The organism is Sporomusa sp., from assembly GCF_035561155.1.
Taxonomy (GTDB): Bacteria; Bacillota; Negativicutes; order Sporomusales; family Sporomusaceae; genus Sporomusa.
This window is the reverse complement of record NZ_DATMYD010000122.1, coordinates 38,681-61,751: the sequence shown is the minus strand read 5'-3', so window position 1 is coordinate 61,751 and position 23,071 is coordinate 38,681. Positions and strand designations below refer to the sequence as shown.

Annotated in this window: 19 protein-coding genes; all 19 read left to right on the top strand. The window is 49.0% G+C overall.

All coding sequences use genetic code 11. The features are described 5' to 3' along the window. The first annotated feature begins 102 nt into the window (after positions 1–102). The 19 genes from VN447_RS16600 to VN447_RS16510 all read left to right on the top strand — a co-directional run bounded on the left by VN447_RS16600 (position 103) and on the right by VN447_RS16510 (position 22,891). Positions 103–531 (top strand): Rrf2 family transcriptional regulator, encoded by a 429-nt coding sequence (locus VN447_RS16600; protein WP_325526461.1) that lies wholly within the window; start codon positions 103–105, stop codon positions 529–531. 4 nt (positions 532–535) lie between these two features. Then, positions 536–1,921: a cytochrome ubiquinol oxidase subunit I gene (locus VN447_RS16595; RefSeq protein ID WP_325526460.1), complete on the top strand. Its 1,386-nt coding sequence runs from the start codon at positions 536–538 to the stop codon at positions 1,919–1,921. Continuing rightward, positions 1,912–2,916 (top strand): cytochrome d ubiquinol oxidase subunit II, encoded by a 1,005-nt coding sequence (cydB, locus tag VN447_RS16590; protein WP_325526459.1) that lies wholly within the window; start codon positions 1,912–1,914, stop codon positions 2,914–2,916. The genes VN447_RS16595 and cydB overlap by 10 nt, the downstream gene beginning before the upstream one ends. A gap of 24 nt (positions 2,917–2,940) precedes the next feature. Next, the gene (locus VN447_RS16585; protein WP_325526458.1) at positions 2,941–5,055 is read left to right on the top strand and encodes a hypothetical protein; all 2,115 of its coding nucleotides are present in this window, start codon (positions 2,941–2,943) and stop codon (positions 5,053–5,055) included. Positions 5,056–5,074: 19 nt separating this feature from the next. After that, positions 5,075–6,403, top strand: a complete 1,329-nt coding sequence (locus tag VN447_RS16580) for a hypothetical protein (protein ID WP_325526457.1) — start codon at positions 5,075–5,077, stop codon at positions 6,401–6,403. Positions 6,404–6,416: 13 nt separating this feature from the next. Then, entirely contained in the window at positions 6,417–6,797 is a 381-nt protein-coding gene (locus VN447_RS16575; RefSeq protein WP_325526456.1) for a DUF1257 domain-containing protein, read from the top strand. 26 nt (positions 6,798–6,823) lie between these two features. Continuing rightward, positions 6,824–8,371: an AAA family ATPase gene (locus VN447_RS16570; protein ID WP_325526455.1), complete on the top strand. Its 1,548-nt coding sequence runs from the start codon at positions 6,824–6,826 to the stop codon at positions 8,369–8,371. A gap of 17 nt (positions 8,372–8,388) precedes the next feature. Continuing rightward, entirely contained in the window at positions 8,389–8,592 is a 204-nt protein-coding gene (locus VN447_RS16565) for a DUF2997 domain-containing protein (RefSeq protein ID WP_325526454.1), read from the top strand. After that, positions 8,589–9,173 (top strand): 4Fe-4S single cluster domain-containing protein, encoded by a 585-nt coding sequence (locus VN447_RS16560; protein ID WP_325526453.1) that lies wholly within the window; start codon positions 8,589–8,591, stop codon positions 9,171–9,173. The genes VN447_RS16565 and VN447_RS16560 overlap by 4 nt, the downstream gene beginning before the upstream one ends. A 181-nt stretch (positions 9,174–9,354) precedes the next feature. Further along, entirely contained in the window at positions 9,355–9,870 is a 516-nt protein-coding gene (locus VN447_RS16555) for a GNAT family protein (protein WP_325526452.1), read from the top strand. 27 nt (positions 9,871–9,897) lie between these two features. Next, positions 9,898–10,305 carry a heme-binding protein gene (locus tag VN447_RS16550; protein ID WP_325526451.1) on the top strand — a complete coding sequence of 136 codons (408 nt, stop codon included), beginning with the start codon at positions 9,898–9,900 and terminating at the stop codon, positions 10,303–10,305. A 163-nt stretch (positions 10,306–10,468) separates the two neighbouring features. Next, the gene (locus tag VN447_RS16545) at positions 10,469–12,217 is read left to right on the top strand and encodes a methyl-accepting chemotaxis protein (protein ID WP_325526450.1); all 1,749 of its coding nucleotides are present in this window, start codon (positions 10,469–10,471) and stop codon (positions 12,215–12,217) included. 45 nt (positions 12,218–12,262) lie between these two features. Further along, complete coding sequence (locus tag VN447_RS16540; RefSeq protein WP_325526449.1) at positions 12,263–12,460, top strand: H-type small acid-soluble spore protein; 198 nt, start codon at positions 12,263–12,265, stop codon at positions 12,458–12,460. Between the two features lie 195 nt (positions 12,461–12,655). Continuing rightward, positions 12,656–14,380 carry a thiol reductant ABC exporter subunit CydD gene (gene cydD, locus VN447_RS16535; protein WP_325526448.1) on the top strand — a complete coding sequence of 575 codons (1,725 nt, stop codon included), beginning with the start codon at positions 12,656–12,658 and terminating at the stop codon, positions 14,378–14,380. Next, positions 14,373–16,100, top strand: coding sequence for a thiol reductant ABC exporter subunit CydC (gene cydC, locus VN447_RS16530; RefSeq protein ID WP_325526447.1), 1,728 nt, complete (start codon positions 14,373–14,375; stop codon positions 16,098–16,100). The genes cydD and cydC overlap by 8 nt, the downstream gene beginning before the upstream one ends. Positions 16,101–16,143: 43 nt before the next feature. After that, the gene (locus tag VN447_RS16525; RefSeq protein WP_325526446.1) at positions 16,144–16,824 is read left to right on the top strand and encodes a DUF2225 domain-containing protein; all 681 of its coding nucleotides are present in this window, start codon (positions 16,144–16,146) and stop codon (positions 16,822–16,824) included. Between the two features lie 334 nt (positions 16,825–17,158). Next, the gene (locus tag VN447_RS16520) at positions 17,159–21,409 is read left to right on the top strand and encodes a PAS domain S-box protein (protein WP_325526445.1); all 4,251 of its coding nucleotides are present in this window, start codon (positions 17,159–17,161) and stop codon (positions 21,407–21,409) included. Between the two features lie 75 nt (positions 21,410–21,484). Continuing rightward, the gene (locus tag VN447_RS16515; RefSeq protein WP_325526444.1) at positions 21,485–22,159 is read left to right on the top strand and encodes a response regulator transcription factor; all 675 of its coding nucleotides are present in this window, start codon (positions 21,485–21,487) and stop codon (positions 22,157–22,159) included. Further along, a complete protein-coding gene (locus VN447_RS16510) occupies positions 22,160–22,891 on the top strand; it encodes a response regulator transcription factor (RefSeq protein WP_325526443.1) in 732 nt (243 codons plus the stop codon). It abuts the gene before it with no gap. Positions 22,892–23,071 lie beyond the last annotated feature (180 nt).

Here is a 23,071-nt window from a genome sequence, read left to right as displayed (position 1 = left end):
ACGAATATCTATTGACAGAATTTAGGTTCTGGCAGTAAAATTAAATTAATACTATACCAGTTCAGTATTGATTTATTATGACAACTAGAAGGTGGTGATGCTGTGCAGTTGAACCAGGCTACTGATTATGCCTTTCGCGTAGTATTATATCTGGCCGGGCTGCCACAAGGGGAGGTGGCCAGTGGTGTCATTATTGCCGATCGACAAAACATTCCTCCCCGGTTTCTCCAAAAGATCATGCGGATGCTGGCCGCGGCCGGGTTGGTAAAATCATACCGTGGCGTTGTGGGTGGCTTTGCTCTGGCGAAGCCAGTTGAAGAGATTACGCTGTATGATGTCATTGTTGCTATGGAAGGCCCGCTTGGCATTCACCGCTGCCTGGCTGACCGTAAAGCGTGTACTCGCGATTGTGGGCAGGAGTGCCCGGTGCATCAGGCACTAGCCGCCATTCAGGACCGGCTGGCTGCCGACTTATCCAGTGTTACTTTTGCAGCCCTGGCTGCTAAAGCAAATAATTCTATTAGGGGGTAGGAGCATGGAAGAACTTATTTTATCCCGCTGGCAGTTTGGGATAACGACAGTCTATCACTTTCTCTTTGTGCCGTTAACACTTGGCTTGTCGCTCATGGTAGCTATTCTGGAAACTATCTATGTCCGCACCGGTAATGACATGTACAAACAACAGACTAAGTTTTGGGGCAAACTGTTCCTCATCAACTTTGCTATGGGTGTGGTCACAGGTATTGTTCAGGAATTCCATTTCGGTATGAACTGGTCCGAGTATGCCCGGTTTATGGGAGATATCTTTGGTGCACCGCTAGCCATGGAAGCACTTACTGCTTTCTATCTTGAGTCAACGTTCATTGGCCTCTGGATTTTTGGCTGGGATCGCATACCCAAAGTGTTGCATGCTGTTAGCATCTGGATTGTAGCGCTGGCTACCAATTTGTCGGCTTTCTGGATTTTGACAGCTAACTCCTTTATGCAGTCGCCTGTTGGGTATGTTATTAATAATGGCCGGGCTGAAATGACCGATTTTGTTGCACTTATTACTAACCCATATGTACTCTTCCAATTTCCACATACGGTTTTGTCAGGTCTGGTGACTGCCGGCTTTTTCGTATTAGCCATCAGTGCATATCATCTTATCCATAAAACCCATTTGGAGTTTTTTCGGGCTTCGTTCAAGCTGGGGCTTGTCTGGACAACAATCAGCCTATTTCTCTTAATGGGTAGTGGCCATGCGCAGACCCAATTTATGGCTAAAGCTCAACCCATGAAGTTGGCTGCCGCCGAAGCGCTATGGGAGACTGCTAATCCGGCTCCTTTCGCCGTAGCCGCAATCATTGACGAACAGAATAAAACCAATACGGCCGAACTAAAAATCCCCGCTATGCTGTCAATACTGGCAAACAATAATCCTAATACTGCCGTAAAGGGCATTAAGGATATCGAAAAAGAGTATATTGCCAAATACGGCCCTGGTAATTATGTACCGCCGGTAACGCCGGTATTCTGGAGTTTTAGAATTATGGTGGCCGCAGGCAGTGTAATGATGCTTGTCGTATTGGCTGCTGGATTCTTCTGGTGGCGCGGCCAGCTGGAAGCCAAGACCTATATGCTGAAGGCTGTGCTCTGGAGTCTGCCGCTCCCCTATATCGCTAATTCGACAGGCTGGTATGTTACCGAAGGTGGCCGTCAGCCGTGGATTGTATTCGGACTGCAAAAGGTGGAGCAGGCTGTGTCGCCGTCAGTTGGCACGGTCAGTATCTGGATTTCTCTTATCGGCTTTACCTTGGTATACGCCCTGCTGGCAGCAGCGGCAGTGTATCTTGTACAGAAATTTGTCCGGAAAGGGCCTGGTATAGCGTCGGCTCAGCCAAATAAACCGGCAGCAAAGGGGGCAGCATTATGGAGCTAAGTGTACTATGGTTTATTCTGCTCACGGTTCTCTTTATCGGTTTTTTCTTTCTGGAGGGGTTTGATTACGGTGTTGGGATCTTGCTTCCCTTCCTGGGGAAAAATGACACCGAGCGCCGGGTGATTATCAATACGATCGGCCCGGTATGGGATGGTAATGAGGTATGGATGATTACTGCCGGAGGCGCCATGTTTGCCGCTTTTCCGCACGTATATGCTACTTTGTTCAGCGGTTTTTATCTGGCGTTATTCCTGATGCTGATGGCGCTTATTGTCCGGGGGGTAGCTTTTGAGTTTAGAAGCAAAGACGAAAATCCGGCATGGCGCTCTACCTGGGACTTGATGATATTTATTGGCAGCGCCATACCGGCTCTACTCTGGGGCGTAGCTGTGACCAACCTGATTAAAGGGGTCCCCATTAATGCCAAGATGCAGTATGTTGGGACGTTCTTCGATTTGCTAAGCCCATATACACTGGTGGGCGGCCTCGCTTTTTTCCTGGTATTCACCTTCCACGGTGCCCTGTACCTGACACTGAAGACTGAGGGTGACATGGTGGAACGGGCCCGGAATGCATCGATCAAAGCCGGAGTTCTGGCAGCTGTGTTTTGCCTGATACTTGTCGGTATGACCTATACCAATACCGATTTGTTTGCCAGTACTGGTGCCGGTATTGCCCTGTGGGGCGCAGTGGCTATGTTTGTCGGCGCTTATGGCGCGGTATATGTTAAACGCTTTGGTCTAGGCTTTATTTTAAGCAGCCTGACGGTGGCGCTAACAACGATTGCCTTCTTCTGGGGACTCTTTCCCCGGCTCATGGTATCAAGCCTTAATCCGGCCTGGAGTCTGACAATCACTAATTCAGCCTCTTCGCAGTATACGCTGACCATCATGACCATTGCCGCCTTGGCGTTAGTACCGGTAGTACTGGTTTACCAAGGCTGGGTCTACTGGATGTTCCGCAAGCGGGTTAGCGCGAAGGAGCTGGAATATTAATCAACCTTTACGGGTGGTGAGAATATGGCGCTTCGTGATGATGATAATGAATTTTTGCGGCAGTTGGCTTGGGTATACCCTAGCGACTATGTGGCAGAGCTCAAACCGCTGGCGGAAGCTGTTATAAAAGAACAGCTGGCTGCAGGCGAGCGCCAGAATATCCGTGATATTATTTGGGGCATTATGGACAAAATCCGGTCTACCGCTGGGGACGGTGTAACCTTTGAGGTGGATGATGCCGGTGTCCAAGCGGCTCAAGCGGAAGCCGACCGGGAAGTGCGGGAAAAAGTACTGACGGCGCTTAGCGCCGGTCAGCCGCACATCCCGGCCGGAATGGGGCCTGAGGGGATTGTGCCGCTCCTCGAAGCGCTGGCTGATCCGGACGATAGCATCGCTGCCAGCGCCCGGGCTGCGCTTAGTCGCTTATCAGATGGCGGTGCAATTGACGTCTTGTGCAGTGAATGGGCTAAGACACGTTATCCTGAGTTGGAACAGATATTGCTTGAAGCCGGGTATCTGGCATCACAACCACTAAGCGTAAGACTATTAACTGTACTGAAAACAAACGCGGACAGGGCCATGCTGGCAGAGGGGCCGGAGCTCGTGTCTGAGCTTTTATCAGTTGCTGATGATGCCGATAGGAGCATCGCAGGGCGTGCCCGGCGCTTGCTCTTAACCCTTACTAACAGGCAAGCCATTGACGCTGTGTGTGAAACAGTACTGGCTGAACCGGATAATGAACGCCTAAAAGCGTGGGCCGTTATTGCGCGCTACGCTCCTGCCAGTGATAGCCGGGCGGCGTTTTACTACGCTGCTACCGGACAATGGGATAACTATTACGCCCTTGACTGGCAGGAAGCACGCCCCCTCTTGGCCAGGGGATATCATGAGGCCTCATTTACTGAACGGCAGCGGTTTTTAGAAGTTACCCGCAAAAGTGGTCAAAGTCTGTTATTGACCGGGCTGCTCTTAGCAGGCAGCGGTCAGGACGAATACGAGGAAATTACCGATGAGGACTGGGAGGTTATGCTCGATTTGCTGGTCAGTCAGCAGCGGTGGCCTGAACTGTACCGGCTAGCGTTTAGTGCACCGGTAGAATGGGCGGCCGAGATTACGCTGACGCTGAGGAACTCGGGTTGGCAGCCTCGGTCATGGGAGCGCCAACGTTGGGGAGAAACCTTGGCTGTATGTCCCAAAGCAGGTAGCGCTGCTTTTGTTCCTGACGGCCGGGAGACAACTGTGTTGGAATTAGATCAGGCAGATAGTATCATTGAGTGCGCGGCATTTCATCCCAATAAGCGGATTGTAGCTGGCGGTGGCCAGGATGGCCGGCTTAGGTTATGGCAGCTAGGCAGCCGCCATGTATGGCGGACTGTAGATATTCATGCTGATGCCATTACAGCAACGGCTTTTACACCTGATGGGCGCTATCTGGCAACCGCCGGACGGGAAGGCAAGGTGCATATTTGGCGGCTGCCTGAAGTTAAATGGGTTAGCAGTGTGAACGGACAGCCGGGACTGGTAACTGCGATGGCGACTGGTTACTGTGGCAGAATTCTGGCAGCGGCTTGTGCCGGCGGCGCGGCAGCCGCCAGGGTTTGGGACTGGGACGGTTCTTATATGACTAATCAAGGTCAGTATCCGGGCAGTCTGTTTGGCGCAGCTGCTGTAAATCTGGAGCAACGAGTGGCAGTGGGCGGCGGCCGGGACGGCATAATCCGGTTGTATGCGCTAACAGGCAGTAAACATCGCAAACAGTTCTGGGCGGCCCACGCTGGAGCCGTTCAGTCTCTGAAGCTGAGCGGGGATGGCAAGATCGTAGTGAGTACAGGCGCTGACGGCCTATTAAAAACATGGCAAACAGAGTACGGCAAGCTGCTGTGGACGATGCCGGCAGCAGGCAGGCTGCTTGCGGCTAATCATGATGGCTCTTTAGCGGCAGTAGCTAAGCCAGGTAATTGCGTAATCGCGATAACGCAATTACGGATAGTAAAGCCGCTGGCGCAGGCTACTCATGCAGACTGGCGGCATGCCGGACAGCTACTGGCATCACCGGCTCTTGAGCCTGAGGCGAGACAAGCGGTGGCGTTTTTACAGGCTTTGCTGGCCAGCAAGTTTCGTTATGATATTATGTTGTAGTCGTAGGGGAGGAGATCAGGTGGCTGGACGATTGGCAATTGATTTTGGCAATTCACATACTGTAATTGCGTATTGGCGACAAGCCTCCCGTCAGGCTGAGACGCTGTATGTGCCTGAGGTTACACGGCCAATTCGCATGCCCCCCGGCGATGGCGGCAAAACAGTGTATGCAGCACCCTCCTTAATCCTGTATGGAAGAGAGTCAGATTCATACTTAATCGGGCAGGAGGTAGCTGAGAAAGTGAGTGGCCTGGCTAATAACCGGACGGTATTTAGTAACCTGAGGCTTGATGTTATTACCGGCAAACGGGTATATAACGCAGCAGGCAGCAGGTGGCTCTGTGGTCAAGATATGGCCAGAGACTATTTAGCCGCAGTCATCAGCCGTGCCAGTCAGGTTCTGGGCTTAGGCAGCGAAGCTGTCATCGCCTTTACTGTGCCAGCTGAGGCTTGTACGGCAGAGGTCGTTTGGCAGCGGTATCGCCGCTGGCTGGAGAGCACTGTGAGGCAGGCTGGTTTTACCCGGCTGGAACTGGTGGAACACCCCTGGGCCGCTGCCTGGGGGGCAGGGATGCCGGTAAAGCCTGAGGATCGATATATTGTGATTGACTTAGACACGCATATTGTCGAAACTGCCATTGTGCAGGCAGGTAAGGAGCCGGGCGGGGATAATGAGCGGCGGCTTCGGGTGTTAAGCCATGTTCGTGAATGGTTAATCGAGCCAGAGACTGGGCAAGAGCGGGACAATGCGTGCGCCAGTCAGCTGGAATATATATTACGGCAGACACTACGGCAGGCTGCCGGACTGGGCTATACCGGGGACACCTTTGCCGGGGTCATTGTGACCGGTAGCGGCGGCCAGCAACCCTTGTTTAAGGCGACTATCCATAAATTTTTTGCAGGGATTCCTATTTATGACAAACACTTGCTTGATGCAGCCGCCTGCGGTGCGGCAACGCTAACTGCTGGAATTGATGCCTGCGGCTATATCAGGCATAACTATGGGGTGCGTTATTTGGACCAGGACGAATACCAATATCGCTTGCTGGCAGCCAGCGGTACTTTTTATCCTAGCGTCGGTCCTGTTGTCGAATTGACCATCAAAGCCAGTTATGAAGGCCAGCAGGAGTATGCGTTGTTTATCTACCGGCTTGAAGCGGGCGGCAATCACTGTATTAACGAGGAAGATCCGCTGATAGTAACGACCGGCGTACCGGCCAGGTGTGGCCAGCCGGCTATTCAAGCCAGTATCAGCATTGACGGAGCCGGGCAGCTATCTGTAACAGCCTGCGAGGTCGGCAGCGGACGTATCATTGCTGACAAAGCACCGGCGGCTAAGCTTATATAGAGGAGGGGCAAAGATGTCACATTTTACTCAGGTAGCCACTAAGATTACCAATAAAGAGCTGTTACTCAGTTGTCTTAAAGAACTAGGCTATGAGGTTGAAGAGAAAATGTCAATCAGGGGGTATCGTGGACAGGAAACACCTGTTGATATCGCTGTGCGCATGCGGCAAGGGTATGATGTTGGCTTTACACTGGGACCTGATGGAACGTACAGCTTTGTGGCCGACTGGTTTGGTGTACAAGGCGTAACTGAGCAACAGTTTACTGCCAAGGTTCAACAGCACTATGCGCTGGCTACCGTCATGGAGCAGGTCAATCGTCAGGGCTTCAATGTTGTCGAACAGCAGCAGGATGCCAACGGACAAATACGCCTGGTTGTAAGACGCTGGGTATGATGGTGGCGATGAAGGAGGTAAAGAAGATGGAGAACTTTGCTGAGCAATTTGATACATATATAAGAGCGCGCGTCACGCTTATTGTTATCGTAACACCTGAGGAAGAGCGGGCCATCGAGCATGTCAAAGCCGTATGCGAGCAGAAAAACCGCACCTGTCTGTCATGGGATGTTGCTGACGGATTTGTCGTACTGGCTGGACGTACCTCGCTTGATTTAAAGTGCAGAGACCCGCTGGTAGCACTTGACTTAATGGAAAAAACGGGGATGGATAATACCGGTGCTATCTTTGTCTGCAAGGATTTTCACGATTTTTGGTCCAACCCGCCAGTCAGACGCAAACTGAGAAGTGTGGTGCAGCGCCTGACCCAAACCCGGACCTCCATTGTTATTACAACCCCTACCGGACAAATCCCGGACGAATTGCAGGACGAGGCTGTAGTCATTCACTTGAGACGTCCAAATGGAGAAGAGCTGGACACTGTCCTTGAAGGACTGTTGAAAGGTGCCAATGTTAAAATGAATCTCACTGATACCGGCCGGGAGAAGGTTGTTCAGGCCGCAATGGGTATGACCGCCGGTCAAGCCCGGAGGGTATTTTCCAAAGCCATTGTTACCTGCGGCTGCCTGGATGACCGCAGTATCTCACTGATTACCGAAGAAAAGGCCCAACTAGTGCGCCAAAGCGAAGCGCTTGAGTTCCTGAGCACCACCGAAACTGCCGAAAGCGTCGGCGGCCTGGGTGTCTTAAAAGACTGGCTGCGCCTCAGGGAAAAAGCGTTTACTAAAGACGCCCGTGACTACGGTCTGCCTGCACCAAAAGGCATTGCCATGGTCGGAATCCCCGGTACAGGCAAAAGCCTGACAGCCAAGATGATTAGCGGCCTGTGGCAGCTACCTTTGCTCAGACTTGATGTGGGTGCCTTATTTGGCTCATATGTGGGCGAGTCAGAGGACCGGACCCGCCGGGCCTTGCATATTGCCGAGACGATTGCCCCGTGCATTCTGTGGGTGGATGAAATTGAAAAGGCTTTTGCTTTTGGCTCAGGCGATGCTGGTACCAGTCAGCGGGTGTTTGCTACACTGCTGACCTGGATGCAGGACAAAAAAGCGCCCTGCTTTGTAGTCGCTACTGCCAACAATATTGCTGCATTACCACCTGAACTGATGCGTAAAGGCCGGTTTGACGAGATCTTCTTCCTTGATCTGCCGCATATGGCTGAACGCCGCGAAATTTTTGTCACCCATCTTAAGCGGCGCAACCGCTCGCCCCGCGAGTTTGATATTAAACGTCTGGTAAAAGAATCAGACGGCTATGTGGGCGCTGAGATTGAGCAGGCAATTATTGATGCTATGTATTTGGCTTTTAGTGATCATATGCGTGAGATCACCACCGAGGATATCGTGATATCCCTTAAGCGTCAAGTACCGCTGTCGGTTTCTCAGCGGGAGAACATTCAATATCTCCGGCAATGGCTGCAGGAAGGCCGCGCCCAGTCGGCGTCCTATCCGGGCGAGGTTGCCGGTGAAACCGGTTCAGGTCAGGTATTGCTGGAGATTGAGGATCAGGACTAACGGGGAAAGGGCGGTATATGATGGATAAAGAGGAACTGGAAATAACGATTGATGCTGACGGCAAAGTCAACATTAAAGTGGCTGGAGCCAAAGGCGGCAAATGTCTGGATATCACTAAGCCGATTGAAGACGCCCTCGGTGAAGTCAAGGTGCGCGAAATGACGCCCGAGTATTATCAGCAGCCGGCTGACCCCTCTAAAGTTAGAGATAATCAGCGATGAATGTCCAGGAAAAAGCTTTGCAAGGCGGCCTGATCAACATGGCCGCCTTCTTGCCTGCATCCCGCGTTAACGGTCCGGGCCTTCGCTCCGTGGTATGGGTGCAGGGCTGCCCCCGCCGCTGCCCGGGCTGCTTTAACCAGGACATGCTTGAGTTTAAGGACAAACAATTAGTGCCTGTAGATGAACTGGCTTGTAGTATTCTGGCTGAGAGCGGCATAGAAGGTGTCACCTTCTCCGGCGGCGAACCCTTTGCTCAGGCTGCAGTGCTTGCCGAACTGGCTGAGTTTTTGGTCAAGCACGGCTTGACGATTATGATTTTTACAGGTTACAGATATGAGGAGCTTAAGGGCGCGGCTAACCCTGATTGGGACAGGATGCTTGCGGTTACAGACTTACTGGTAGCCGGTCCGTATGTCGAAGAACGACGTTCGCAGGACTACCTGCTGGGCTCTTCTAATCAAGAACTTATTTTTCTTACTGAAAGATTAAAGAATCACCCAGATATGATAAGTCAGGCAGATAATGCACGGGAAATTACTATTGATGCTGTAGGCAACATTGTTGTTTCAGGTCTGGGCTAATTACGCAATGCTAAATTTTTTCCTGGCATATAGCTGCTAGGCTTTACTTTTTTATGATAATGTTAGATAATGAGGGATACTATACTTAGGCAAATAAAATTTCGTGTGTATACATATATTTGCTAAGGAAGGCGTTGGTAGTGTGAGGTGTGGATGTGTGCTTCAAGGAAAAAAAGTCTGTATGCGAACTGTACGGGAAGCTGACCTTGAGTTAATTTATAGATTAATGACTGATGTATCGGAAAAAGGTGTGTATTGGCTGATTGATATTCCGGCTGAGCCCGCTTTTCGCCGGGGGTTTGCCGAAAAAGGTTTTTGGTCTGAGAACTTTGGCCGGATGCTCATTACAGATAAAGAACAAGAAGGTAAGATTGTTGGCGAGATTATCTACTTTAGGAATGCCGATTACCGGGCCGGGTATGAGGTTGGCTATCAGGTTTTTCGACGCGAGGACAGAGGGAAAGGCTATATGTCTGAGGCATTGGCCTTGTTATCTGCATTTTTATTTGAGTCAAAGCCGATTCCCAGACTGCAGCTTACCTTGGTTGCCGGTAATGAGGCCAGCCGTAAGGTAGCCGAAAAGTGTGGCTACCGTTATGAAGGAACACTGCGTAAGGCTGCTTTTCTTGCGGGTGAATATGTTGATCTTGAGATTTTTGGCCTGCTTAGGGAGGATTGCCCGCCGCTTCAGTTGTAGCAATGGGTAAGGGGGGACACAGTTAATATGCAGAACCTGACAATGAACATGTGTCAGCAGATGATCAACTGGATTGTTCAAAAGGTAAAACAGGATGGCGGCAAGCCGGTAGCTATAGCCATTTGCGATCATGATGGTTCATTAATCGCACTGTTGAAGATGGATGACGTGCCGGCAAGAAGTGTCCATTTTGCCCGGCATAAGGCCTATACTGCGGCGCGGATGCAGACAAGGACAGACGCTTTTTTGGCCAGGTTACACCAGGAGCAGCTTGATATCAGCTACTTTTGTGACACTAACCTCACGCCACTGCCTGGTGGTGCGCCAATCGTGGCTTCAGACGGAACAGTGCTGGGCTCAGTAGGTATCAGTGGTCGTCCATCCGAAGAAGACCAACAGTTGGCAAATGTGGCTGCAGGACTGCAGTATAAATGAAAAATATCTATCCAAGGGAGTCAGAAATATCTAGGCTCCTTTTTTATTTCCTAATTTCGACAAAAAACGGTATAATATATTTACTTTTATTAAAAACATGTCGAAATATATTATGGCAGACAAATATAACGTCATTATCAATAGATACTAGGAGGAATTTTAGTTGTTTAGAACAATCGCAGATTTGAAAATGGGAGTAAAAATCAGTTTATCGTTAATTTTCATACTTGGTTTGCTAGGTATTATTAGTGGAACATCAATATTTTCGTCTTATGCGCTTAAAGCAGAAATCCAAGAGATTGAAGTTTCGAATCAACGAGCCATTCTGGCTGCTAAAGCAGAAAATGAATATACTGGGGCTGTCTTGGAAATAAGGCGATTTATTGCTGACGGTGATGACAAATACAGCAAAAATTTTGAGGAAAAACTGAATAATGTACTGGCATTGGAAACACAACTGCTTGAACTGACTGCCGGGGAAAATAAGAAAAAGATTGAAAAGTTAGTGCAAGATACGACAAGTTATAAAAAAGGTGTAACAGAACAGCTTATTCCAATACTGCGGCAGCAGTTTATTGAAAAACAGGCAGGAAATACTCTCAAATATAATGATTTGACAGGGCAATCGGCTTTGGTAACCCGAAGTTTGACTCCGTTTGCCCAAACTATTCAAAAAACCCTGCATGCGGCAATGGAGGAAAATTCAAAAATTGCAGCTGATAAAGTGCGTTCTGCGCAAAAACGCAATACTGATGCGGTATTTACTGCTGTTACTATCGGGATAATATCGCTGCTGGCGGGAGTTGCCCTTAGTATAATCCTGACAAAGATGGTTACCCGTCCGATTCAAGCAGTGACAGGTCAGTTAGACCAAATGGCAGAGGGGAATTATACTGGGCATATTGATGCTCAACTGCTAAAGCGCGGAGACGAATTTGGTAATGTCGCCGCCTCGCTGGCACACTTGCAGCAAAATACGCGGGTGCTGCTCTTACAGGTTCAGCAGGGTGCTGAGCATCTGGCAGCTTCTTCAGAACAGCTGACGGCAAGCGCTGAACAGTCAGCGCAAGCGACCCAACAAGTTGCCGTAACGATTAGCCAAGTTGCTGCCGGGGTTGAGCAGCAAGTAACCGCTGTTGATACCACCGTAGTTATCGTAGAAGAAATATCGGCAAGTATTCAGTATGCTGCAGTTAACGCCAGCGGTGTAACCGGTGTCTCGGAACAGGCTGCACACGCTGTACAGGCAGGAACTCAATCGATTGCTGCCGCTGTTGAACAAATGGATAGTATTGAAAAGACTGTTGCCGGTTCAGCAGGCGTTGTTGCCAAGCTGGGTGAGCGGTCTAAAGAAATTGGCCAAATTGTAGATACTATTTCAGGTATTGCCGGTCAAACCAATCTACTGGCGCTTAATGCCGCGATCGAAGCTGCCCGCGCCGGAGAACAAGGTAGAGGCTTTGCCGTTGTCGCTGAGGAAGTCCGCAAACTGGCTGAGCAATCCCAACTGGCCGCTAAACAGATCGCTGACTTAATTAAAGAGATCCAGACAGACACCGAAAAAGCTGTTCTAGCTATGGCCGACGGCACGCGCGAAGTAAAGGTAGGAAGTGAAGTTGTAGGCTTGGCAGGTAAATCATTTAACGATATTGCCGCTCTGATAACCCAAGTCTCTGCTCAGATAAAAGAGATTTCGGCATCGATTCACCAGATGTCTGCTGGCAGCCAGCAAATAGTTAAGGCTGTTCACACTGTCGATAGTGTAAGTAAGGATACTGCCGGTCAAACGCAGACCGTTTCGGCAGCTACTGAGGAGCAGGCCGCTTCCATGCAGGAGATTGCATCGTCCAGTCAGGTGCTGGCAAAAATGGCGGAAGAATTGCAGGAGTCAGTAAAAAAGTTTAAAGTATAAACCGATTACCTGGTGAAATACTACTCCTAAAAAGGGGTGGCTAAAGTGAAAGTGACGAGAGCTGAAGAAATCATGAAGTCCGAAGATATTATTGGCGTTAAGTACCGCAATAATTATGTCTGGATTGAAGATGTGGATAAAGGTCGGAGTACGGCCCATGTCACCTATCTTGAGAAACGCAATACGCTCCATGTTGATGTTGATCAGCTTGAAGAAACAGGGCCGGTAACACACCTGCACTAAGCCTCGGCAATGCAGGCTCGGTTTATTCGACAATAACTAAAGTGCTAATAACTCTTTACGCAGTAAAGTTGATCAAGCAGCAGGAATATGCTGGTATCTGTAGTATATATTGCTAAGAAGGAATTCATAACTAAACCGCCTACTAATGGCGGTTTTCTCTTTATAGGCAGGTGAACGAAGCTGATTAACAGACAATTGAGCCAGGAAGCAATGAAGCAGCGGGGGCTGCTGGTTGCCGTTGCTGGGTTGGGGATAAGTGGCGGAGCGTTGGCGGCTCTTCAGGCCTACTATCTTACCCAGGTCATTGACAGAATCTTTTTAGGCAGGCAGGATTTAGCTGCTGTCTCAGGTATTTTATTGTTACTTACCGGCTTGGCGTTGCTAAGGGCGCTCATTACGTATCTCGAAGGGGTGCAGGCTTTTAACCTGGCAACAGCTGTAAAGACCGCCCTTAGGGAACGGCTGACACATCATCTGTTTAGCCTCGGCCCGGTGACGCTTGCCAACCAGCCAGCCGGTGAACTAATTAATATCGTGAGCGAAGGGGTAGAAAACCTGGAGCCTTACTTTGCTAAATATCTTCCGCAACTGGCTAAGGCTGTCCTTATTCCGGTATTTATCCTGATGGTGGTGTGGCCGCTTGATCTGACCTCGGCTGTCATAATGCTGGTGACTGCGCCGCTAATCCCTGTATTTATGGTTCTCATCGGCAAAGCAGCTGAAAGGATGAATATCCGGCAGTGGGAGACCTTAAACAGTCTGAGCGCGCATTTTTTGGACGTATTGGCAGGGCTGACAACCCTGAAATTATTTGGGCGGAGCCTTGAGCAAATAACAATCATTAGCAGAGTCAGCCGGGAGTTTCGGGATGCCACCCTGGATGTACTCAAAGTCGCTTTTTTGTCAGCCCTGGCGCTTGAGCTTTTAGCTACCATCAGTACGGCATTGGTGGCCGTAGCCCTGGGGCTCAGGCTGCTTTACGGCGAGGTTACCTTTGCCCAGGCCTTTTTTGTGCTGCTTCTAGCACCTGAATATTATCTGCCGCTGCGGCTCTTAGGCAGTCAATTTCATGCCGGAATGACAGGCAAAACGGCGGCTGCTGATATTTTCCGGCTGCTGGCACTGACCGGGGGGAGCCTCGATACAGGTACTGAACGGTTCTTGCCCCAGCAGAAGATTGCCCTTGCGTTCAACCAGGTTTACGCCGCGTACCAAGATGGCGAACGTCCGGCTTTAACCGGAGTATCCTTTACCGTGGATGCAGGTCAGCATCTGGCTATTGTTGGCCCGAGCGGGGCTGGTAAAAGTACGGTGGCAGCCCTGCTTTTAGGCTTTATTACGCCTGCATCAGGAAAGATTACAGTAAATGGTCAAGACCTTACGGCACTCAGACCGGCTGAGTGGCTGCGTCATGTTGCCTTTGTACCGCAACGGCCGCATTTATTCCAGGGGACAGTGGCGGAGAATATTCGTCTGGCCAAGCCCGATGCCTCGATGGATACCGTTATTCAGGCAGGGAAAGCGGCAGGGGCGCATGATTTTATTAGCCGTCTGCCTGAGGGGTATGATACATTGGTGGGTGAAGGCGGCCGGAGTTTGAGCGGCGGCGAATGCCAGCGGCTTGCGATTGCCAGGGCATTTTTACAAGATGCGCCGCTACTTATCTTAGACGAGGCGGCGCGTGGTTTAGACGTCACCTCACAAGCTGTGTTGGATGCCGCATTGGTGCGGCTGCTCACAGGGCGGACTGCGATTATTATTGCCCATCGCCTGACAACCGTGCGTCAGGCTGACAAAATTATCGTGCTGACAGAAGGCAAGATCGCTGAGACAGGTACGCATGCTGAGCTATTGAAGCGGCAGGGAGTATACAGTCAGCTTGTAGGGGCTTCGCAGGCCGGGGAGGGGCAGTATGCTTAAACTTTTAACAGGCAGCCGACGTACGCTATGGATGGCTGCTGTCGCCTGTTTTTTTGGCAGTTTTACTGTTTATGCCAATGTGGGCCTCTTAGCTGCTTCGGCTTGGCTGATTTCAGCGGCTGCTCTCCATCCGCCGGTTGCTGCGTTATCTGTAGCCATTGTCGGGGTGCGGTTTTTTGGCCTGACACGGGCTGTCTGCCGTTACATAGAACGGTATTTGAGCCATGATGTTACCTTCCGGCTGCTGGCAGATATCAGGGTGTGGCTGTATACCCGGCTTGAGCCGCTGGCACCAGCTGGTTTGCTGGCATTTAACAAAGGCGATGTTTTTAGTCGCCTTGTCGCAGATGTGGAGACGTTGAAATATTTTTATCTGCGCGCGGTATTCCCGGCGCTGATCGCTATGCTCACTGCTGTCGCAACGGTGCTGCTGCTGGGGTGGCTGGCACCGGCGCTTGCCTGGCCTGTTGCCGTTGCCTTCCTGGTAACAGGCTGCGTCCTACCGGGCCTGATCGCTCAGCTTGGACAGAAGTCAGGGCGCAATGTGATTAAGACCCGGGCTGCACTTAATGGCGCTCTCTTTGACAGCATCGAGGGCATGACCGAACTGGCTGCCTTTGGTCAGCATGAGAATCAAGCGGCCAAAGTAGCGGCAGTAAACGGCCGATTTATAACCAGTCAAAAACAGGCTAATGTAATAGCAGCTTTGGCCGACGCTCTGGGAACCTTGGGGATGAATCTAACCGTTATTGCCGTTATCACTCTGGCAGCGCCGCTCATTAGCAGCGGCAGGCTTGACGGAATTTATCTGGCAGTGGCAGCACTGGCTGTGCAGGCAAGCTTTGAAGCCATTTTGCCGCTACCAGCTATCGTCTATTATTGGCAGGAGAGCATGGCTGCACTGGAACGCATTAAGTTGGTCGCTCAGCTACCGGCTGCTGTTGGCTGCTCAGGAATTAAGACAATACGGCCAGGCTCTATAGATCTTGCCGCCCATAACCTGTCGTTTTCGCATCAGCCTGATTTGCCACCGGTCCTGTCAGGTATAACCTTCAGTCTGCCAGCAACAAAACGACTGGCCATCGTGGGGGCAAGCGGCGCGGGAAAAAGCACATTAGCCGGGATTATCTTACGATTTTGGGACTCTAACCAGGGGGAATTGCTGTTAAACGGAGACGATATTAAAGAGTATAAGCCCGAAGCCGTGCGGCAGGTTTTAAGCGTAGTCAGCCAGGATACCTATCTTTTTAACGCGACCATCAGAGACAATATTTTGTTGGCACGACCGGACGCCACTGAGACTGAGCTGAAAGACGCCCTGGAGGGTGCTCAATTAAGGGAGTTTATTAACAAGCTGCCTCAGGGCCTGGAAACAATGACAGGCCAGAATGGCCTGGCCCTATCTGGTGGAGAACGTCAGCGCATTGCCCTGGCCCGGGCACTGTTAAAAGCGGCACCGGTATGGCTGTTAGACGAGCCAACAGCAGGGCTTGATGCCTGTGCTGAAGCGGCTGTTATGGAGAATATACTGCAAGTAGCATGTAATCGTTCGATTATTCTTATCACTCACCGGCTGACCGGCCTTGAAGCTGTGGATGAGATCCTTGTGTTAGAAAACGGAACTATTGCCGAACAGGGCACAATGGAGCAATTACTGGCGAAGAGAGGGATATTTTCCCGAATGTGGCGTTTGCAGCAGGATTTGCTAAATATTGCTTGAGACCTAAGTCTTGGTATGGTAAGGTATATGTGGAGGCGATGATATGGCAGAGCCGACATACTCGGTAGAAAAAGAATGTCCTGTATGTCAGAAACAGTTTAGTGTTACCCGGCTGCGTAGCCGCCAGGTTATGGTAAAGCAGGATAGCGATTTTTGCGCGTATTTTCAAGATGTAAAACCTTATTATTACACTATTTGGGTGTGTTCTCACTGCGGATATGCGGCTGCTGATACCTGCTTTGATGAACTGTCTTCTGCAGCCCAGGATAAGATTGCTAAATTTTTGTCAGGGCGGGATGTTAATATCAACTTTGGTGGGGAGCGGACGCGTGGACAGGCCATTGCGACTTACAAGCTGGCTATCTTCTTTGCCGACCTTATTTCTGCTCCGGCTAGCCGGCTTGCTGAATTATATTTGAAACTTGGCTGGGTATACCGTGATGGTGAAGACAATGAGGAAGAAAAAACCGCCCTGGCTAAAGCCTGTGAATATTACGAACAGGCTTTAATGCGGGAGCGGTTACCGATCGGCACATTAAGCGAAGCGGCGGTTACCTATTTGATTGGTGAACTGGCCCGGCGTACCGGCCAGAACGATAAAGCTCTGTCATATTTGGGTAAAGTTGTCGGCAGCCCGGCAGCCAAGCTTGAACCACGGGTAACAAACCTGGCGCGGGATGCTTGGCATGAAGCCAGGGCGGCCCGGGATCAGGCTGATAGTTAGCGTCCATTGTTCGGCAATTATGCAACCAGAAGCGCTGGCGGTAATGACCGCCAGCGCTCATTTTTTTTTGAATGACAACTAAAGGGCGCTCCCGAAGCAACGTTTATGGCTTTCAGGTAAAAAAATTCCTGAAGGCTATTTTAATTCAAGTAAAGGGTGCCATTAATAGCTGGATGAGATTATAAAAGCTAATTTACAATAAATATTCTATTTTCTGAAGAATTCTAGAGGGTATTGTCGAAAAATGTTTAATAAAAATATCCAAAACAGTAATGTATTAACATTTATGCTAATATACCACTAGCAAACTAATCATGAGAGGGTGACTATTTGCGTGGAGAATGAGCTCCCAGGATTAAGCCAAATTTGTAGTACTGACATAGAAAAAGACAAACTAAATGACCATCTTCAGGTCACTCGCTCTCTAATCCATAGTCTTAGTACTGGCGAATCAAAGCAAAACTTTTTAGATAATGTGGTCAGACTTATCCAGCAGGAAAGCAAATGCAAAGCTGTGGGCATTCGTGTATTGAATGACAACGGCTATATACCGTATCAAGCCTATAGTGGCTTTAGCCGTGAGTTTTGGGAAGCAGAGAACCAGATCCACATTTTAAGAGAAGAGTGCAGTTGTACTCGCATTGTCAGGGGAAAGCGCTTGCCTTGCGAGCAGGCGGTCACCACCAGGGCAGGCTCTTTGTGGATTAATGACTCGGTAGCTTTTGGTGAGACTTTGTCCGGGGACGAGCGAAAAATGTATCGGGGCGCTTGCTCCCAAGCAGGGTTTCGTAGTGTTGCCATAGTGCCTATCATTTATCGTGATGCTGTCCTTGGCCTTATTCAATTGGCTGACTTACAAGCTAACCAATTCAATCTGGCGACTATCGAGCTATTAGAGTCTATCGCCTTGTTGGTTGGAAAAGCTCTCAGCCGGGACGAGATGGAGTATTCCCTGAAAATCAGCCAGCAAAATCAGGCTATATTGGAAAGTATTGTGGCCGGAATCAGCAACCTGGCCTATGTTGTTGATATAGATACCTTTGAATTGATCTATAGCAGTAAACAGTTAGATAAGGTTTGCGGTAAAAAAATGTTTGGCCGTAATTGCTATGAAGTCTTTGGTTTCGTATCCCCTTGCCCCAATTGTGCTATCCGGCTGGGGCAAGGGGATAATAGCAAGTTCGACAGGTGGGAGCGTTATGACGGTAGTAATGATCGCCATTATTTTTTCGAAAGAAAAGCTATTTCTTGGCCGAATGATAAAGTAGTGAATGCAGTATTTGTAACAGATATTACTCAGCAAAGAATCGCAGAAAAGAAGCTGCATGACAGCAACGCCAAACTGGCAAAGATGGTCAGCGAATTGCGACAGCTAAGTAGGGCGCTGGAAGCAGAAGTGGCAGAGCGCCAGCTGGTGCAGGAAGAGCTGCGAAAGTTCCAAGTGTTCTTTACTCACAGCCAAGATATTATGCTGTTTATTGACCCTGCAGACGGCAGAATTATGGAAGCTAATCCAGCTGCTGAGGATAACTATGGTTACTCGCGCGAAGAACTTCTCAATATGTACATTTTTGATTTGCGCCCAGAACAGCAAAAGGAATTAATTACTTCTCAGCTAATTATGGCTGCTGAAGGCGGGATCACCTTCGAGACTGTTCACCGGCGTAAGAACAATACGGTATTTCCTGTGGAAGTAAAAGCACGAGGAGAAAAAATAGGCATAAAGCAGGTTGTATTTAGTGTTGTCCGTGACCTTACAGAACGAAAACAGGCAGAAATGGCGTTGCGTTTCAACGAAAAACAGTTCCGGGAATTAATCGAGTTACTGCCTAGCGCCATTTCTATTTCCAGAGTAGATGACGGTAGCTTGCTGTATGTAAATAAGCTCGCGTTAGTAAATGCAGGGGGCGTGGATCGTGCAGCGGTTCTTGGTCATGCGACCTCAGACTTCTGGGATGATTTAGGTGAACGGAATAAAATGCTCGAACTTCTTCAAGAGCAGGGAAAGGTCACGGATTTTCAAGCAAAACTCAAAAGAAAAAATGGTGATGTTTTCTGGAATAGCATCAGTGCTCGATTCATTATGTTTGAAGGGCAGCATGCCATCTTTGCCACATTCACCGATATAGATGCGCGGAAGCAGCGTGAAGAGGAGAAATTTCTGCGAGAAAGTAAGTTTCGTGAATTACTTAACACGGCTCCGATCGGAGTTGTTATTACCAGTCAAACGGACAGGACTGTTTTGTTTATAAACGAAAGTGCGCTGGTGATGGGGTTTACTAATAACGCTGCAGAAATACTGGGAAAAACTACTTCGTGCTTCTATGTTAATCCTGAAATCAGGGATACGGTGATTGCGCGGTTGGACAGAGACGGTGTCGTAAAAAATATGGAAATCCAGCTAAAAGGCAGCCACCGGGAAGCTTTTTGGGTTTTGATCAGTGCTCTAATCATTGAGTTTGAGGGTCAACCTGCCGTTATCTGCACCCTTGTTGATATCACTGAACGAAAGCGCACTGAAGCGACGCTGTATGATGTTAATGAAAAATTAGAACGTGAGACGATGATTAATATAGCACTGGCCTCGTTGTCAGCCGCAATTATTAATCCGCATACTACCACTGACGCAATATATCAATTAGTGGTTAATCAAGCGAAATTATTAACTGGAAGTAAGCATGGATTTATTTCTTCAGTTGCTGCCCCGCCGAGTACCACACTCATTACAATGCGGCAGGCGGAGTGCTCTGCTAGATCTGGCTTGTATGGTTTACCGGGAGAACAGCACAGCTTAGATTTTGGCTTATGGGAGCATTCACACAATATCCGTACAGCTTTTTTCACTAACAACCCAGCTAATCATCCGATAACAAAAGGATTGCTCAGAGGGCACCTTCCTTTAAAAAACTATCTTACTGTGCCTGCTATGTTTGGAGAGGTGCTACTGGGGCATATTACGCTGGCCAATTCGGCACAAGACTACACCGAAGCAGACCTCGATGTGGTGGAACGGTTAGGGGAGCTTTTTGCGGTGGCCTTATGGAACCGTAACCGGGAGGGTGAACTACAGATTGCGCGGGACGCCGCCGAAGTAGCCTCTCGTGCCAAGACAGAGTTTCTAGCCAACATGAGTCATGAAGTAAGAACACCGATGACAGGGATACTGATTAGCTCTGAGCTGCTGCTGGCGAAGTCCCTGCCGGTGGAAATAGCCGATCAGGTACGCGACATCCATGCCAGCGCCAGATCAATGGTAACAATTCTTGACGATGTTCTTGATTTTGTTCGCTTGGAATCAGATGTAATCCGGATTGAAGAAGACGTGTTTTCCCTGGTCGACCTAATACGTTCTACCTCGTTACTGATCAACTCAAAAGCACAGACTAAAGGACTATCTTTAGAAACCTCCATAGACCCGGATTTACCTGCCTGGGTGCTGGGCGACAGTGTTCGAATCCGGCAGGTATTAACAAATTTGCTGGACAATGCGGTTAAATTTACCACGTCCGGGCAGGTGATCCTGCGGGTTACTCAGGCCGCTGCAGCAGAGGGCCGCAGACAGTTAATCAAATTTTCAGTAACCGATACGGGTCCTGGAATTTCACCGGAAAATCAGGACCTGATCTTTGAAAGGTTTTTTCAGATTGATACGGCTTCAACACGGCGCCACGGCGGTATTGGCTTAGGCTTGTCTATCGTTAAGCTGTTGGTTGAGAAAATGGGGGGGGATTTATCCTTTGACAGTAATGTCGGTAAAGGATCTACCTTTTGGTTCTCTCTGCCGTTAAAGCCTGGAGAATTTATTAAAGACAGCAAGGCTGGTTGGTCGCTGGCAGAGGCTGTGGTTAAGGGATTGCGTGTCCTGCTGGTCGATGATAATGAGATGAATCGCAGACTCATCGCGCAATTGTTAGCGCAAATGGGCGCAGACGCTGATGTGGCATTGGATGGACGGGAAGCCTTGCGTAAACTGGAAAATAGGAAATATGATGTCGTTTTGATGGATATCCAAATGCCAGGACTAAATGGCTATGACACGGTTCGCTTACTACGTGGCTCTCCAGGAACAACGAGAAACCGTGATGTTTTTATTGTGGCACTGACCGCAGGGGCGTTAGCCGATGAACGGGAACGGTGTCTTAGCGCCGGTATGAATGATTATTTGGTTAAACCATTTACGGCGTCACAACTATATGCGGTGCTGACAGATAAAACTGCGCCTCAAACAGAAAGTGAAATCACACAAGAAGTGGTTTTTGATTCGGCAAAACTGCTTGCGTATGTAGGTGGCGATTATGCTACTTACCAGGAATGTATCAAGCGTTTTCCGATTGTAATTGAACCGCTGCTGACAGAACTCACCACCTCAGTCCGGGCTGGACAATGGCGGGAGGGCGAGCGATTAGTTCATACCTTGAAAGGAGCAGCTGGGAATTTTGCCGCGCCTCGTTTGCAGCGCACCGCGATGATCCTGGAAAACAGCCTGCGGACCGCTGACGGGAATTATGGAGAAAACTTGCGAGCAGTGGAGACGGAGTATCGCCTGCTAATAGAAAAACTCTATGAAGACCAGCGTGAAAAATAGAAGACTTTCATGATTTTATAAGATTGCGTAATTTATAATGAGTATGGTGATATATGTAAAGAGGGTGTCTAATGGATGCGTATTCTGATGGCAGAGGATGATCCTTTTACTGGCGAAATGCTGGTTTTGCAACTTACAAAAGCCGGTTGGAACGTCGAATGGACCAAGGACGGTCATGAAGCACTAACACTGTGTAACAGAAATAAATATGATTTGCTGCTGCTCGATTGGATACTACCAGGGTGCAATGGGATCGAAATATGCAGTTTGCTACGGCGGCGGAGAAATTACGTACCTATCATCATGCTGACCTCCCGCAGCTCTGTGGATGATTGTGTCACTGGCCTAAACTGCGGTGCTGATGATTATATCTCCAAGCCATGTATATTTCCTGAACTCTTGGCAAGAATCCAAAACCTGATACGTCGTACCCATTCTATTGATGAGGCTATTATTGCAAACTCCAGTACAATTGAATATCGCTACGGCGAACGGACGATCGTCGCTAGAGGGCAAGTGATTCATCTATCAAAAAAGGAAGCAGCTTTATTTGAAGTATTGCTGCGTTGTAAGGGGCAACCGGTCTCACGGGAACATTTGGCGGTAGCCATTTGGAAAGAGAAGCCGGTGTCGCTTGCTGCTGTTGATCCATTAATCGCTCAATTGCGCCGGCGTCTCGAACCTTTTCGTTTTTGCTGTAGCATTGAGAATGAAAGAGGAAGCGGGTTCGTTCTTCGCTGGGAAGATTGAATGTTGAAGGAAAAAGAAGCCATGCGAATTTTGTTGGTTGAAGATGAACCGCTCACTGCACGCATGATAAACAATGGGTTGACGACCAATGGAATTGAGGTTGATTGGAGTGAGGATAGTGAACAAGCAATTAGTTTCCTGTCATATGACCATTATGATGCCATTATTCTTGCTTTGGAAAATGGCTTGGCAGTTCTAAAAATTTTACGGCAGCAGGGTGTGAAAACACCAATTTTGATGCTTATTCACCGAAATACGATACAGAACCGGATAACAGTCCTGGAAAGCGGCGCTGATGATTTTTTGGTAAAACCATTCTCGTTTGTGGAACTCCTCGCCCGGCTGAATGCTTTAACGCGGAGGGTTTCCGGGAGTTGGACAGGAAATTACGAATATAACGGGCTTTCCTATGTTCCCAAGGAGCGAATACTTTCTTTTGGAGGCAGTTGTATTAGATTATCCAAGAAAGAAGGGCAGTTGTTAGAGTTGTTGCTTAAACATAGAGAAAGAGCTGTCGCCAGGGAAACTATTCTCAGCCATATCTGGGGACCAGGCGAAGCCGTACCCAACAGTGCCGATGCATTGGTGAAACAACTGCGTCAAAAAGTAGCCTTTTTGTCCCGGGTGATCTTGATCAGTACGGTACGGGGCGTTGGTTATCGGTTAAATATTGACAACCAGGAAAACGTTGACAGTGGTTGCAACGCGACTGACCCGGTGTATGTCAATTGATGCTCAGGGATAAGTAAAAATTTATAATAAAATGAAAAATATGGAGAAATGTGTATTTCTATCATGATTTTTATAGATTCTTCCTGTTATATTAAAAGTGGTATGATGGATCTTTTTAAGCGAAAAAGCAGAGCTTCACTTTTTTGCAATGAAGGGGATAATAATAACTAAAGGAGAGCG

Coding starts and splice junctions, on each gene's coding strand:
- cydB (WP_325526459.1), top strand. CDS start 1,912: ATGGAGCTAAGTGTACTATGGTTTATTCTGCTCACGGTTCTCTTTATC.
- VN447_RS16515 (WP_325526444.1), top strand. CDS start 21,485: ATGCGTATTCTGATGGCAGAGGATGATCCTTTTACTGGCGAAATGCTG.
- VN447_RS16565 (WP_325526454.1), top strand. CDS start 8,389: ATGATGGATAAAGAGGAACTGGAAATAACGATTGATGCTGACGGCAAA.
- VN447_RS16560 (WP_325526453.1), top strand. CDS start 8,589: ATGAATGTCCAGGAAAAAGCTTTGCAAGGCGGCCTGATCAACATGGCC.
- cydC (WP_325526447.1), top strand. CDS start 14,373: ATGCTTAAACTTTTAACAGGCAGCCGACGTACGCTATGGATGGCTGCT.
- VN447_RS16510 (WP_325526443.1), top strand. CDS start 22,160: ATGTTGAAGGAAAAAGAAGCCATGCGAATTTTGTTGGTTGAAGATGAA.
- VN447_RS16525 (WP_325526446.1), top strand. CDS start 16,144: ATGGCAGAGCCGACATACTCGGTAGAAAAAGAATGTCCTGTATGTCAG.
- VN447_RS16555 (WP_325526452.1), top strand. CDS start 9,355: ATGCGAACTGTACGGGAAGCTGACCTTGAGTTAATTTATAGATTAATG.
- VN447_RS16570 (WP_325526455.1), top strand. CDS start 6,824: ATGGAGAACTTTGCTGAGCAATTTGATACATATATAAGAGCGCGCGTC.
- VN447_RS16585 (WP_325526458.1), top strand. CDS start 2,941: ATGGCGCTTCGTGATGATGATAATGAATTTTTGCGGCAGTTGGCTTGG.
- VN447_RS16550 (WP_325526451.1), top strand. CDS start 9,898: ATGCAGAACCTGACAATGAACATGTGTCAGCAGATGATCAACTGGATT.
- VN447_RS16595 (WP_325526460.1), top strand. CDS start 536: ATGGAAGAACTTATTTTATCCCGCTGGCAGTTTGGGATAACGACAGTC.
- VN447_RS16575 (WP_325526456.1), top strand. CDS start 6,417: ATGTCACATTTTACTCAGGTAGCCACTAAGATTACCAATAAAGAGCTG.